13 protein-coding genes and 1 riboswitch are annotated in these 14,851 nt (G+C 30.8%); all 13 genes read right to left on the bottom strand.

Features of this window, described 5'->3' with window-relative positions; genetic code table 11:
- The coding region (grdC, locus tag J7G74_RS01370) for a glycine/sarcosine/betaine reductase complex component C subunit beta (RefSeq protein WP_297130853.1) at positions 1 to 1,703 on the bottom strand (1,703 nt) is incomplete at its 3' end.
- Positions 1,704 to 1,776: 73 nt separating this feature from the next.
- Positions 1,777 to 2,247 (bottom strand): glycine/sarcosine/betaine reductase complex selenoprotein A, encoded by a 471-nt coding sequence (gene grdA, locus J7G74_RS01365; RefSeq protein WP_297130851.1) that lies wholly within the window; start codon positions 2,245 to 2,247, stop codon positions 1,777 to 1,779.
- A 171-nt stretch (positions 2,248 to 2,418) separates the two neighbouring features.
- A complete protein-coding gene (gene trxA / locus J7G74_RS01360; RefSeq protein WP_297130848.1) occupies positions 2,419 to 2,736 on the bottom strand; it encodes a thioredoxin TrxA in 318 nt (105 codons plus the stop codon).
- Complete coding sequence (trxB, locus tag J7G74_RS01355; protein WP_297130845.1) at positions 2,730 to 3,689, bottom strand: thioredoxin-disulfide reductase; 960 nt, start codon at positions 3,687 to 3,689, stop codon at positions 2,730 to 2,732. Before trxB ends, trxA begins: the two co-directional genes overlap by 7 nt.
- A 40-nt stretch (positions 3,690 to 3,729) precedes the next feature.
- Positions 3,730 to 5,031: a glycine reductase complex selenoprotein B gene (grdB, locus tag J7G74_RS01350; RefSeq protein WP_443081634.1), complete on the bottom strand. Its 1,302-nt coding sequence runs from the start codon at positions 5,029 to 5,031 to the stop codon at positions 3,730 to 3,732.
- A gap of 19 nt (positions 5,032 to 5,050) precedes the next feature.
- Positions 5,051 to 6,331: a glycine/sarcosine/betaine reductase component B subunit gene (locus J7G74_RS01345; protein WP_297130838.1), complete on the bottom strand. Its 1,281-nt coding sequence runs from the start codon at positions 6,329 to 6,331 to the stop codon at positions 5,051 to 5,053.
- A gap of 144 nt (positions 6,332 to 6,475) precedes the next feature.
- The gene (locus J7G74_RS01340) at positions 6,476 to 6,838 is read right to left on the bottom strand and encodes a GrdX family protein (protein WP_297130835.1); all 363 of its coding nucleotides are present in this window, start codon (positions 6,836 to 6,838) and stop codon (positions 6,476 to 6,478) included.
- 161 nt (positions 6,839 to 6,999) lie between these two features.
- Positions 7,000 to 7,098: riboswitch (glycine riboswitch) on the bottom strand.
- 229 nt (positions 7,099 to 7,327) lie between these two features.
- The gene (locus J7G74_RS01335; protein ID WP_297130833.1) at positions 7,328 to 8,914 is read right to left on the bottom strand and encodes an amidohydrolase; all 1,587 of its coding nucleotides are present in this window, start codon (positions 8,912 to 8,914) and stop codon (positions 7,328 to 7,330) included.
- 194 nt (positions 8,915 to 9,108) lie between these two features.
- Positions 9,109 to 9,780 (bottom strand): LacI family DNA-binding transcriptional regulator, encoded by a 672-nt coding sequence (locus J7G74_RS01330; RefSeq protein WP_297130830.1) that lies wholly within the window; start codon positions 9,778 to 9,780, stop codon positions 9,109 to 9,111.
- A 274-nt stretch (positions 9,781 to 10,054) separates the two neighbouring features.
- Entirely contained in the window at positions 10,055 to 12,154 is a 2,100-nt protein-coding gene (locus J7G74_RS01325; protein WP_297130827.1) for a PTS transporter subunit IIABC, read from the bottom strand.
- 199 nt (positions 12,155 to 12,353) lie between these two features.
- Positions 12,354 to 13,289, bottom strand: coding sequence for an ROK family glucokinase (locus J7G74_RS01320; protein ID WP_297130825.1), 936 nt, complete (start codon positions 13,287 to 13,289; stop codon positions 12,354 to 12,356).
- A gap of 247 nt (positions 13,290 to 13,536) precedes the next feature.
- A complete protein-coding gene (locus J7G74_RS01315; RefSeq protein ID WP_297130821.1) occupies positions 13,537 to 13,965 on the bottom strand; it encodes an EamA family transporter in 429 nt (142 codons plus the stop codon).
- A 124-nt stretch (positions 13,966 to 14,089) separates the two neighbouring features.
- The coding region (locus tag J7G74_RS01310; RefSeq protein ID WP_297130818.1) for a siderophore ABC transporter substrate-binding protein at positions 14,090 to 14,851 on the bottom strand (762 nt) is incomplete at its 5' end.

Genomic DNA, 14,851 nt, shown 5'->3' with positions numbered 1-14,851 from the left:
GTTACTGCACCATCTACTTTTTTACTTTCTAAAAGCCCTTCCATTAATTCATGAGCTTCTTTTTCACAATTAGTCTTAATATGTTTTAATCCTTCAGCACTTTCACTGCCTATAGTTGTAACTGATATATTTGATTTAGTAGCTTTTAAAGCTCCTTCTATTACATTTTCTTCTCCATGTTCACTTCCTATAGTAGTTATTGCTATCTTAGGTATTTTAACATCAAGTGATTTTTCGTCTTCTTCTAAACCTTGGAATTTTTTAGATTGGTTTTCTTCTATGACAAAAGATATACCATCGAATAGATTTGTCATTCTTCCAAGAAATAGACTTCCTTTACCCACTATCATGGCATTTCTAACTTTTCCATTCATTATATCTTCTCTAGCAAATCCTAAATAAGGTACACCTGATGGAATATGTCCTTGAGTTGGAGCCCACCCTACCATACCATGATTTTCTATAAATAATGATAACTCTTTTCTATCTAAATGGCCTTTTTTAACAGCTAAAGCACCTATCATTTTATAGTTAGCATTCGGAACATCTCCTGCTCCTGCTGGCTTAGTTATATCTGGGTTTTGCATTTCTGCTGAATACTTATCTATATCAGTAATTTTTAAACCTACTTTATCGAGAGGTTCACTAACTAATGAAGTTATTACTGCTTGAGGTGAAGAACCAGTTCCAACAGTATGACGTCCTACCATATCATTTCTTATTTCAGGACTCACTCCATCATTTTCACTTACTAATACAGCAAATCCAGCTACCATATCTTCTAAAATTGGCATGCCTTTTTTAACATGGTCTTTTCCATTCATACCAAGTTTAGCAGTAGAGCCACCAGCACAAACTATTACATTTTTGAAAGTACCACTTTTAACTAATGCTGCTGCATGAACCATAGCATGAGCTGGTCCTGCACAGAATCCTCTAACGTCTGATCCTGTAGCATTATTAAGTCCTGCTATTTCCGCAGCTGCTTTGGCGAAGTTTCCTCCACCTCTTTGGTTCATGTCTCCACAAGCCTCTTCACAACAATCTATAACATAATCTATGTCATCTTTACTTATATCATATTTATCAAGCATATTCATTATAGAGAAAGAGCAAGAAGCCTTTGATACTAAGTTTTCAAATAATACATGAGCTGATAAATTCTGGTCTACATCGTGAGCATTTTTAACACAACCAACTATTTCTCCCTTATTATATAAAGGTTCTGCATGTTCTTCTTCTATGAGTTTCTTTATTGTATCTAAATCTTCACCTTCTTTAATTTGTTCAACTAAATTAGATGATATTAGCTTATTTTGGCTTAATAAACTTTTACTTAAAGATGCAAAGTTTTTTTCTAATTTAACTAAATCAAATACATCACATATTTGCATTAATCCTATAAACTCTTCTTGCGGCATAATTTCTCCAAACTTTCCATACTTACTAGCATTTGGAGTTTCTTTATCATACCAAGGCATTGCATATTTTGATAATTCATCAGGGGTTATATTCCCTATATACGCTTGATTTGGTGGATATTTTACCACCTCATCATAAGTTCTTATATGATTTTTTAATACTTTTAAATACTCAGAATCTGGATTAACTACTCTCTCAGTAGTTTGAGTAGTCCCGTTATGAATCACCATATCAGGAGTATGAGCAAGTATGTATCCTGCTGCTTTCAATACACTATTCATATTTTTCCCCCTATGTTTGAAATTAGCTAATCAATAAGAGTGTAAAATGCTCCTATCGATTAGCTAAATCATTTTAATATTTACAGAATTGTTCTCTTATAGATGACATTTCTCCTACTATATCATCAACATCTAAAACCATTTCCATCATGCCTATTTGCTCGTCATAAACACCAGCATCAAATTCTTCTTTTACTTGTGGTTCACAAGCATGGTATACTTGAAGTCCTAACTGGACTCCTGTCAATGGACCTGCGTATGTTGGGTCACCTGCAGTTACAGTTTCTGCAGCTAATCCTGCTGCTTCACCTTCAGCAGCACCTAACATAACAACAACATTTTCTGGGCCAAATTCTTCAGCAAATTCTTTTACTCTTTTTTGGTTTTCCAGGTCCATTGCTCCAGCAGCAGTTCAGACAAAGCATTCAGTTGAAGAAAATACTACTTCTCCACCAGCTGTCTTAACACATTCTTCTATTGCTGGACCAGGAATACCATCTCTGTCACCGATTATGATGACTTTCTTGTTTTCTAATATGCTCATTAGAAATACCTCCTGTCCTTATTTTTTTATTTATTTTTAAAGGGTAGCCATATATAGATTTTATAAATATTTAACCCTAATAAAACAATTCTTAAACTATATATTTTTTAAGCAACGTATAGTCCTGCATCAGAGCAAAACATATCGTTTGCACCACGCACTAGGCAAGTCTTATAAATATTTTTGTATCATTGCCTCTATATTTTCGGCAGTTGCATCATCTTTGACAACTTCATCTACTTTTGCTCCATCTTTGTATATAGCAATTACAGGTAATCCTAGTACCTTTTCACTTATAGCAAGTCTTCTTGCTTTAGTTGTATTTATTTTAGTAAATTTTAATTGTTCACCATATTTCTCACTTAAAGCTTCAACTGTAGGCATTAAAGCTGCACATGGTTCACAACCATCTCCAAAGAAATCAACTAATACATAACCATCATTTTCTAAAACTTCTTCTTTAAAAGTATTTTTATCAACTACTAACATTTTACTTCCTCCACTTCCTCTAAAGATTCTATATATTTCTCAGCTTGAACAGCTGCTATAGCACCATCTGCTGCTGCAGTTACTACTTGTCTTAAAGATTTAACTCTAACATCTCCTGCAGCAAATACTCCATCAATATTTGTTTTCATATTTTCATCTGTCACAATATATCCATTTTCTAAAGTTAAGATATCTTTGAATAATTCAGTTTTTGGAATATATCCTATAAATCCAAATAATCCAAAAGTCATATCTTCTTCATCTGCTTCTATAGTTGTTAATTCTCCTGTTTTCACATTTTCAACAACCATAGAACTTAAAATTCCATCTCCACCTAACTCCTTAACTACTGTATTCCACATGAATTTGATTTTTTCATTTTTGAATGCTTTATCTTGTATAGATTTAGCAGCTCTTAGTTCATCTCTTCTGTGAATTATTGTTACACTTCTTCCGAACTTAGTTAAATACATTGCTTCTTCTACCGCTGTATCTCCACCACCAACTACATATATATCAAAGTCTTCAAAGAATGATCCATCACAAGTTGCACAATATGAAACACCTTTACCTGTGTATTCTTTTTCTCCTACACAACCTATTGGTCTTGATGAAGCTCCTGTAGCTATGATTATTGTTTTAGCTCTATATACATCTTTTTTTCCTTTTAATTGCTTTTTAGAACCTTCTAAATATACAGATTCTATTTCATCATAGACAACCTCTGCACCAAAGTGGAGTACTTGTTTATGCATTCTATCTATTAGAGTTGGACCAGATTCACCTTCTAAACAACCTGGGTAGTTTTCTACTTCAGATGTTAAAGCTATTTGGCCACCTTCTTTTTTCTTTTCTATTACTAGTGTGCTTAATCTTGCCCTCCCAGCATATAATGCAGCTGACAGCCCAGCTGGTCCTCCACCGATAACGATGACATCATATAGCTTACTCATTATATTCCCTCCGTATTTTTATAAAATATTTGATTTATGTCTATTCAAATACAGTTTGATCTTCTACTTCAGTTTGTAAAGCTTTAAGAGCTTTTTCTACTAAACCTCTTCTTATTTTCTTTTCTTCATCTAATGGTAGTGCAGGATTTCCAAGAGGATGAGGAATTGCTATAGTTGGTACTATTCTATTAGCTCCAACTGTTAATGAAATAGGAACTACTGTACACATATGAACTACAGGTATACCAGCTCTTTCTATTTCTTTTACCATCGTTGCACCGCAACGAGTACAAGTACCTCACGTAGAAGTTAGAATTACAGCATTTACACCATCTGCCACCAATTCTTTAGCTATTTCAGAAGCATATTTCTTAGCGTTAGCAACTGAAGTACCATTACCAACAGTTGTATAGAAATATCTGTGTAATTCACCGATTACACCTTCTGATTCTAATTCTCTCATTATATCAACTGGTAAAACTCTGTTTGGATCGTCATTAGCATAAACTGGATCATATCCACCATGAGCAGTTTGATGATCTTCATTACTCAATAATTTAAATTCACTTATATCATATTTTCCGAATTTAGAAGCACTTGAAGATTCTATATGATCTGGGTTTCCTTTTGGAACTATACCACCTGAAGTAACTAAAGCTATCTTAGCTTTACCCATATCTTTAACTGCTTTATTTGGCTCTACTCTATCGAAATCAGGCATTGGATATTCAGTAACGAATTCTTCACCTTTTAATTTTTTAATTAACATTTCAACAGCTCTCTTAGATCCTCTTTCTTTATCAAAGAAGTTCTTTCTAATACCATTTGGCATATATCCTTCTTCTATAGATGCTCCTATTGGTTCCCCTTTTCCTAATTTAATAGCAAGTGGTGCCATAACTTTAACAGCATTTCTCATACCTACTGCACTATTTTTAGTAGGAACCATATATACTTTATCTTTAAACATATCAGCACCTGGGTTTTCTACATACATACCTGTTAAAGATGGTATATCTAACTCTTCTTTAACAGCAGTAGCTATAGTACCACAAGCAACACCGTATCTACCAGCATTGAAAGCTGGCCCTGCTATAAATACATCTGGGTTATATTGTTTTACCATTTCTAGAACTTCTTTTTTAGCTTCTTCTATATTTTCATTGAAATAAGAGTCACCACATATTACTGTAGCTACTATTTCAGCTTCCCCTTTAAATGCTGCATTGAATGCAACCCCTGGCCCAACTATACCTTCTCTTACCTCTGGTTTAACATGAGCCATCTCTTCGCCACCTATTTGTGCGAAAAATTGATTTATATATTGAACAACTTTTAACATCTTCAAACCCCCTTTCACACTATCTTGCACTTAATTTATTAAATCCTATTTCATTAGTAGCACCAGTTATAACTTGAAGTTCCGCTACTATAGATCCGTCTGGTTGTAAACTTCCATCAAATCCACCAGCTATTACATCAGCTACTTCTGAATAACCTATTACTTTGTCCATTGGAGGAAGTGTAATTAATTCATTAGCATTACCACCAGTAACAACTGCATTTGCAAGTGGGTCAGCATCTGCTAATGATTGAGATTTTCCATCTCTACCGGCATACTCATCTGTAACTATTACTGTTTTTATTCCTTTTTCTTCTATTTTTTTAGTATTCATTATTAAGTCAGTATCTGGATTACCAAATCCTTCTTGAGTGACTAATACACCATCTAGCCCTAAGAATTCTGCTAATTTAGCACTCCAGTTAGAAGATCTTTCTTTATCAGCAAGATAAACGTTTTCATTTGTAATTATTACACCGACAAAGTTTAATTCTTTACCATGTTTTTCGAATAAATCATGTATAACTGGATTATTTAAATGATGGTAAGTTGTATTTTTATCACATGCAGAAACACAGTTACCACTTACTATAGCTCCATCCATAACTTCTGTTGGATATATCAATGTAGAAATAGTTTTCTTAGCATCTACACCATATACATAAGTATCATGTAGTAATCCTTGAGTTTGAAGCATATAAACATATGCTACTCTTGGTAATTCTGGATATTTTTTATATCCTTCTATAACAGAATCTGTTTCATAAACTTCTACTTCATCAGGAGTTATATCCTTAGCTAATTCTCCTAAATATATAGCAGCTTTATATCCAGCATATCTTACAGCCTCTTCATGCTTATGTTGCTTTAATCCATCTACAGGTTCACAAACTACAACTAAATTGTTTAATTGAGAGAATGGAGTATATTTAGCACCTTCACCACTCATGTCAATTATACCTTCTTGGAAACCAACTATTTTACCTGTTGTAACTACAGCAGATCCTTTAAGTACATTAGTTTTCCCAGAACCAACAGTTGTAACTTTATTTATCATACCTGGGAATATCCCCCCTGGTCCTTCAACTTTTACCCTTGGTTCTATAACATCTTTAACTGGCATTATACGAATGCTGTCACCTGGTTTAGCTATTTCTAATTCAACTGATTTAATGTTTTCATCTTCCATTAATAAATCGATTAGTTCTTGCTTATTTACATAGATGACACCATCTTCTACTTTTGAAACTTCAGAAAAGCATATGTCTTTGATTTTTACTAATCCTAATTCTAATTTCAAAAAGATCACCTCCGAATATTTTATTTTTTGAACTAGGGATTTATTTAAAAGCACACTTAAGGCTGTTAAATCTAATTTATGTTTTCATAATATTCAGTAATTTAGCTATATATTATTTAATTTTTATTTTTTTATTTTTAACTTTTAGAAAATAGCAGATTTTATTATTGATAGGTCTACAACTTTGAAGTCGTCTCTGATTCTATCATTTAAGATAATTGCATGATTTGCGTCTTTTTCAAATTTGTCATAAGTTAATAAAGAATTTTCAATAATCATAAGAGATTTATAATCTAGAGTTTTTTTTGTATCAGAAATTAATATTGATTTATAAGGCGTTTCATTTGGTTTTATACTGCTTGATAATGGATGTGTTAAAATAGTATACCCTTCATGAACTCTATCTCTTGTATATAATAGAATATCTTTGAAAGAGCATTCTTTATAATAAATATTATGGTCACTTTTAAATTCTTCATATACCTTATCATTGTTTGTTATAATCATTTTTTATCCCCCTAGAATATTTATCAAATTTCCTTACAATTTAAAAAAGCAGAAAGCAAGATAGCTTTCTGCTCTGTATTAAACCTGAGAGTTTCCTCTAAATGAGTTGCCCCGTCGGCGCATTATTCTAAAATCTGATGAATATATGCTTTCCAGAGTTAAGTCATATTACGGTCCTTTTGCCTGAGATATTCATTAATACTCGCTTAGTATTAACTTCATCCTTCGGCGCTTATAAAAGTCTCTCCCGTAATAATCATCCTTTAATTTATATTTGATTATTATTATATATGCTAAAATTTAAAATAGTTTCAGTTCTTTTTTATATTTATAAATTATTTCTATTTTTTATTATATTGTATAGATTTTTATTATGATTAGCAACAACTTTTTTTGTATTTTATACTTTATATTTTAAAATATACAAAAAAGAATACTAGAATTTTTCTAGTATCCTTTTTTATCTATTAGTATATTAATTAAAATCAATTAAGCTTTATATATAGTTTGTCCTTCTTTTATTGTTTCTAGAACTTTAATATTTTTTATATCATCAGGTTCTACTTTTAATGGGTTTTTATCAAGTATAACTAAATCCGCTAATTTATTTTCTTTTATAGTACCTTTTATATCTTCTTCAAAGTATTGATAAGCTCCATTTTTAGTAACTGCTTCTAGTGCTGCAAGCGCTGGGATTTTTTGATTTTCTCCAAGAACTGTTCCATCTTTCATTTTTCTATTTACAGCAATCCACATAGTTTCTATCATATTTGGTTCTATAACTGGTGCATCTTGATGGAATGTAAATTTGATACCTTCATCCAAAGCTGATTTAGCAGGAGATATCTGACTTGCTCTCTCAAATCCAAAGTTATTAACATGTATATGTCCCCAGTGGTAAACATGAGCCACGAAGAATGATGGTATCATACCAAGTTTTTTAACTTCTGGTAATTGATCCACACCTATTAATTGAGCATGTATAATTACTGGTCTTATATCATTTGTTGCATTTAATTTTTCTCTTGCTACTTTATATTGTTCTAGATATTGTGCAACAGCTGCATCACCATTACAGTGAGCTAAAAGTTGCATATCTTCTTTTAATGCTATTTCTATAAGGCCTTCTAATTCTTCTCCACTCATAGCAGGATAAGCTTTATATCCTTTTTCTTCTCCTAAATAATCTGTTCTCATGAATGCAGTTCTAGCTTGTGGTGAACCATCTAAGAAAGTTTTAAATCCACCGACTTTAAAGTGGTTTTTATATTCTTTTATACAACCTTGCATTTTAGGTAGTATTTTATCTTTTTCTCTAATATCAACAAATCCTATATAGTCTAGTTTTAGCATATTAGAATTAGCTATATGGGCTAAGAAATCAGCTAAAGTTGGAACTATCATACCTTCTTGCATTGTTGTTATACCAAAAGATGCATAGTCATCTTGTGCCGCCATGACAGCTTTCATAATGTCCTCTATAGATGGCATTGGAGCTTTTTGAACATTGTTTATATATGCATTCTCTTCCAAGTACCCAGTTAACTTACCATTTTCTTTATAAATTACCCCACCTTCTGGGTTTGGAGTATCAGCTGTTATTCCTAATCCTTCCATAGCTAGCGAATTAAATACACCATTATGCCCTGATTTATTTGCAATTATAAGAGGATTATCTGGAGCAACCTTATCAACAAAATCAATTCTTGGATATGTTTTTTCTGCTAATGTATTATAATCAAAGTTATTAGCAACTATCCAATCACCTTTTTTAACGTTATTTTTTTCAATAAATTTTTTAATTCTTTCTGCTATATCATTAAAGTCAACAGCATCTTCTAAGTTTACTTGTAATTTAGAATTTGCATATCCAAAAAAGTGACTATGTGGATCTATAAATGATGGTATTAATGTTTTACCTTGTAAATCCACCATCTCAGCATCTCCAGCTTCTTTCATCAATTCATCTTTTTTACCTACTTTTGCAATTTTACTATCTTGAACCAACACAGCTTCTGCATATAGCTCATCTTCTAATGTTATAATATCTCCATTATAAAATAGTTTTTTTGTCATAGATTAACCCTCTCTTCATATATTATTTCATTATTAAAATAATAACTGCATATATTTTTAGCATTTTTGAAGGTTAAAATGTATATTTTTTTAATTTTATTTAATTATCATTGAAATAATATAATAATTATCTTTATACCTAAATATTATCTAACTTTCTACATTCCTAAAGTAAATTTAATATTATATTATTTCTATACATGTCTATTATATAAAAACATACCTTTAATTCTCTCAAGCATAGGTTCTTTATCAATAAACTTAGCATTTATTATATGATAGTTATTTCCATCATTATTTTCTAGTTTATCTATCATTATTTTTGTTGTATAGCTTCCTAAATATTTTCCATTAGCCTCATGTATATTTTTATCTTCTTCTCGGTCAACTTTTAAATAACTTTCTAGTTCCTTTGGAACACTCACTGACACAAAGGGAAATTCTATCTTTTTTAAATAGTCTATATAGTCAATATCATCTGCTTCATGAAATAATAAAATCCCCTCTACAAAATTACTTTGCACAAACTTACTCATCCAGTTATCATCATCTTCCTCTTTAAAAGCATACATGACAAAGTATCCTCTGTCTTTAGCACAGGAGCTAACTCCTTTGAAAATTTGCATAAAAAACATATTTGAAAAAGAGCCATTAACCCACTGTGGTAAAATCACAGCTAATATATTTGTTTTTTGTGTTGCAAGACTTCTTGCCATTTGATTGGGTTTATAATCTAGTTTTTTGATTGCATCCCAAACTTTAAGCTTTGTTTTAATACTTATCCTACTACTATTAGATATAACCCTCGATACTGTTGATACTGCAACATCAGCCTCTTTGGCCACATCTTTTATTGTAACTTTCATACTTATCTCCTAGTTATAATATATTTTCCTTATTTATTTCTTTTTAATTATAGTATATTTTATATTTTATTTATATAGTAAACACAACTAGAAATAATTTGTAAACTCCATAAATTTGCTATGCTCATATCATTAGACCTCTATAACTTACTAAAAATAATCAATTCAAAATTATATTTCTCTACAAACAGATAAAATATAATTTCATTGCAATTTAAAAAGGAGTTATTCTCCAGAAATAATAAATTATTTCAAAATAACTCCTTTGTAAATATTATCCTATAGATAACAGTTTTTCTTTTTCTTTTACTGAACCATCTGCTAATGTTTCAATATTCTCATAAGAATCTGTATTTGTAATTATTACAGGTGTCACAATTGGATATCCTGCTTCTTTTATTTTTTCTATATCAAACTCAACTAAAATATCTCCTACTTTTACTTTATCCCCTGCTTTTACATGGGTATTAAAATGTTCTCCATTTAATTTTACAGTATCGATACCTATATGAATTAAAATCTCTACTCCGTCATCAGATGTAAGTCCAATAGCATGTTTTGTTTCAAAAACTGTAGAAACCACTCCATTTATTGGAGATACAGCTCTACCAACGCTTGGTTCTATCGCTACACCTTTACCTAACATTCCTTCAGAAAATACACCATCATTTACTTTATCAAGAGATATTGCGTTTCCCTCTATTGGAGAAAATACTATTAAATTACCTATAGATTTTTCTTCTATTTTATTTTCAACTACAGGTTCTTCTTGTATTTCTACTATACCTCCATTAGCTATAAAATCTTCTAAATTTGATTTTATAACTGTAACACGTGGTCCGTATATTACTTGAACGCCATTTCCATTTATTATTACCCCTGCTGCGCCACTTGATTTTAATAGTGATTGATCTACTTTGCTTGAATCTTTTACTGTTACACGAAGTCTTGTTGCACAACAATCTAAATCACTTAAATTAGCTTGTCCACCTAATCCTCTTAAAATCATTTCTGATACTTGATCATCTCCAGCATTTGATTTGGCATCTTTTTTTGCATTTACATCTGCTCTTGTATAAAGTTTAACTTCTCCATCTTCATCTTCACGACCTGGAGTTTTAAAATCAAACTTTTTGATTAAGAATGTAAATAAGAAGTAGTATACTGCAAAGTATATTAAACCAACCCAAACTATATTTATCCAGTGAGTTTTAGCATTTCCTTGTAATATACCAAATAATGTTAAGTCTATTAACCCTCCTGAGAATGTCATACCTACTGCAACATTTAACATGTGCATTAGCATGTAAGCTGCACCTGCAAATATTGAATGTATAACATATAACACTGGAGCAACAAATAAAAATGTAAATTCTATTGGTTCAGTTATACCAGTTAACATAGCAGTTAATGCTGCAGATATTAATAAACCACCAACAACTTTACGTTTTTCTGATTTTGCACATTTATACATTGCTAAAGCTGCACCTGGTAAACCAAATATCATAAGTGGGAATTTACCAGACATAAATCTTGTAGCCTCCACACTAAACTCTGTAATACCTGGAGTTGCAAGCTCCGCAAAGAATATATTCTGAGCACCTTCTATTAATTGCCCCCCTACCATTGCAGTCCCACCAACTGCTGTTTGCCAGAATGGTAAGTAGAACACATGATGAAGTCCAAATGGTATTAATGCTCTTTCCATAAATCCATATAACCAAGTTCCTGCATACCCTGAACTTCTTACTAAATCACCTACAGAATATATTCCATTTTGTATAATTGGCCATATATAAAACATTAGTATACCAACTAATAAATACACTATTGAACATATAATCGGAACAAATCTTGTTCCACCAAAGAATGATAATACTTGCGGTAATTCAATTTTGTAAAAACGATTATGTAAAGCTGATACTCCAAGCCCTACTAATACTCCTCCAAACACACCCATTTGAAGTGATGTTATACCTAATACATCAGCAGTAGAACCATTAAGCATAGATTCTGCTCCACCATTGATATTTATCATTGCACCTATAGATGCATGCATTATTAAAAATGCTAAAGCTCCAGATAAAGCTGCAACTTCTTTTTCTTTCTTAGCCATTCCTATTGCAACACCCATTGCAAATAATAACGGTAAGTTAGCAAATACTATATTACCTGCATCATTCAATACACTTAAGAATGCATTTACAGGAGTTCCTGGTCCCATAATACTCATTAGACCATATGCATTTAACATTGTTTCATTAGTGAACGATCCACCAATACCTAAAAATAATCCGGCTACAGGCAAAATTGCTATAGGTAACATAAATGATCTACCTACACGTTGCAGTACCCCAAAGATTTTTTCTTTCATTTCTTAATTCCTCCACCAATATTATTATTTATAATTTTTATATTGATTATCATATATCGATACTATCATAGCCATAATATCAGTGTCAATAATTTTATGCAACCGGTTGCACATTTTATTTTTTTACATATAATAATTTATTTTTCCATAAAAAATAGTATACAAAGCTGTATACTATTTTTAGATTTATATTATATTTTTATTGAACTAACTTAGCTCCACCATAAATTCCTGCATCATTTCCTAAAATAGCTAATTTAAATTCTGCATCAGTAACAGCGTAAAACCCTGTTTCTTTATAATATTTCTTTACTGTATCTAATAGCATATCTCCTGCTTTAGATACACCTCCCCCTATTACAAAAACTTCTGGATTAGATATGCACGCTATGTTAGCCAAAGTACTTCCTAATATATAACTAAATTTATCAACTATCTCCAAAGCAACTTTATCATCTTCTTTAGCTAAATCAAAAATATCTTTAGCCGTTATAATTTCAATTTGTCTAAGTTTCGACTCATCATCTCTATCATTTAATATTTCTTTAGCAATTTTAACGATTCCAGTAGCTGAAGCATATTGCTCTAAGCATCCTTTTCCACCACAATTACAAGACTCTTTTTCTTTATTATTCACTCTAATATGACCTATTTCACCTCCTGCACCTGCAGAGCCTGCTATAATATTTCCATCTATTATAATTCCTCCACCGACTCCAGTTCCAAGAGTAACCATTATCATATTTTTATATCCTTTTCCTCCTCCTTGGAACATTTCTCCAAGGGCTGCTATATTAGCATCATTAGCTACTTTAACTGGTAATTCTAATATATCTTCTAATGATTTTGCTACATTGAAAACAGACCATCCAAGGTTAACACATCCTTGTACCCATCCATCATTTGTAACAGGACCTGGAACACCAACTCCCGCACCTAAGACTAAACCTTTATTAATATTTTCTTTTTCTAATACATCATTAATAGATTCTGTTATATCTCCTAGTATATATCTACCATTCTCTACTTTTCTTGTTTCTATTTCCCATTTTTTTAATAGTTCTCCTTCTACAGTAAATAAACCCAATTTTACCGTAGTTCCTCCTATATCTATACCTAACGAGTATTTTTTCATAATTATCCTCCCATATAAAATATATATTTAAAAATTAAAAATATAATATTTAAAATTATTTTTAACTTCTATCTTAAAATTCTTGCTTTTTCTTGTTTATTAACTTTATTTCTACTTAATTATAGTATATTTTTTATTTTATTCAAATAATAAACATAACTTTATTTAATAAATACATTTTTATATGGGTATTCATATCTTATTAAAGGTTTTAACTCTTTTTTCAGTATTATATTCATCTAAATTTTTATGCTAAAGCAACTAATATAGAGCCAAGTGCAATAAAACAAACACCTATAATTCCCTTAGTTGTTATCTCTTCTTTAAATATTAAAACTGATATAATTACAGTTAAAACTACAGATAGTTTATCAATAGGTGCAACTTGCCATGCCTTTCCTTCTTTCAATGCCATGTTTAAAAATAACCATGACATAGCTCCTGCTATACCAGAAAAGACTAAAAATAGTAAATTATTTTTTTGACTTAGTAGTTGTTGCATATTACTAAAATCTCCTCTACTTAAAGATACTATTACTAAAAAAACTGCCATAATAATGGCTCTTACACTTGTTGCCAAAGAGGCCGGCAAACTACTTACTCCTAGTTTTGAAAATACTGTAACAAAACTTGCACTTACTGCTGCTAAAAGCGCATATATAATCCAATTGCTCATATTTAATTCTCCCTGTACTTTTATTTAATAATTTAAAAAGCTATGAAATCTAAACCCTAATTTCATAGCTTTTCATTTATTTGCATTATAATTTTAATATTTGACTACTTTTAATAAATACTTATTATTTTATTGCTTGCTCTATTTCATCTAACATTTTCATTGTAGATTCTATACCACCAGTCATTGTATACCATACAACTGAATCTAAGTAGATCATCTTATCATTTTTAGCTACTTCTGTATTATTTATTATCTCATTATCAAATAATGATTTTGCAGAGTCACCTTTTCCAGTAACAGCTCCTCTATCTACAATAAATAGATAGTCTGGTTTATTTTCTAAGAAATATTCAAATGATACTTGTTGACCATGAGTTGAAGCCTCTATATTTTTATCAACATTTTCAAATCCTAATTCATTATATACGATTCCATATCTTGATTCATTTGAGAATACACTTATATTACCTTCACTAGCCATAACAGTTGTAGCTGTTAATCCTTTTTCCGTTACAGCTTTATTTATTTCTGCTATTTTAGATTCTATTTCATCTAATTTATCTTTTACAGCATCTTCTTTGTCAAATATTTTTCCAACATTATCTAAAGTAGCTTTGAAAGTTTCCATATAGTTTTGTCCATCTACTGCTAAATTTACTGTAGTAGCTATTTCTTTAAAATCATCTAACATATCAGCTTGTCTTCCACTTATTATTATTAGATCAGGATTTAAAGCTTCAATTGCTTCAAAATCAGGACTTTTTAAATCTCCAACATTTGCATATTTATCATCTTTATAATCTGATAATATCTCTGGTAATGTACCTGATTTAGGTAAACCTACTATTTCAACACCTATATTTTTTAATATATCTGCCACACC

It is taken from the genome of Terrisporobacter sp., assembly GCF_017888745.1.
Lineage (GTDB): Bacteria > Bacillota > Clostridia > Peptostreptococcales > Peptostreptococcaceae > Terrisporobacter.
Note: the sequence above shows the minus strand (reverse complement) of the source record. Positions and strands in the feature narration are given on the sequence as shown.

Coding starts and splice junctions, on each gene's coding strand:
- J7G74_RS01330 (WP_297130830.1), bottom strand. CDS start 9,780: ATGAAAGTTACAATAAAAGATGTGGCCAAAGAGGCTGATGTTGCAGTA.
- trxB (WP_297130845.1), bottom strand. CDS start 3,689: ATGAGTAAGCTATATGATGTCATCGTTATCGGTGGAGGACCAGCTGGG.
- J7G74_RS01320 (WP_297130825.1), bottom strand. CDS start 13,289: ATGAAAAAATACTCGTTAGGTATAGATATAGGAGGAACTACGGTAAAA.
- trxA (WP_297130848.1), bottom strand. CDS start 2,736: ATGTTAGTAGTTGATAAAAATACTTTTAAAGAAGAAGTTTTAGAAAAT.
- J7G74_RS01315 (WP_297130821.1), bottom strand. CDS start 13,965: ATGAGCAATTGGATTATATATGCGCTTTTAGCAGCAGTAAGTGCAAGT.
- J7G74_RS01335 (WP_297130833.1), bottom strand. CDS start 8,914: ATGACAAAAAAACTATTTTATAATGGAGATATTATAACATTAGAAGAT.
- J7G74_RS01325 (WP_297130827.1), bottom strand. CDS start 12,154: ATGAAAGAAAAAATCTTTGGGGTACTGCAACGTGTAGGTAGATCATTT.
- J7G74_RS01340 (WP_297130835.1), bottom strand. CDS start 6,838: ATGATTATAACAAACAATGATAAGGTATATGAAGAATTTAAAAGTGAC.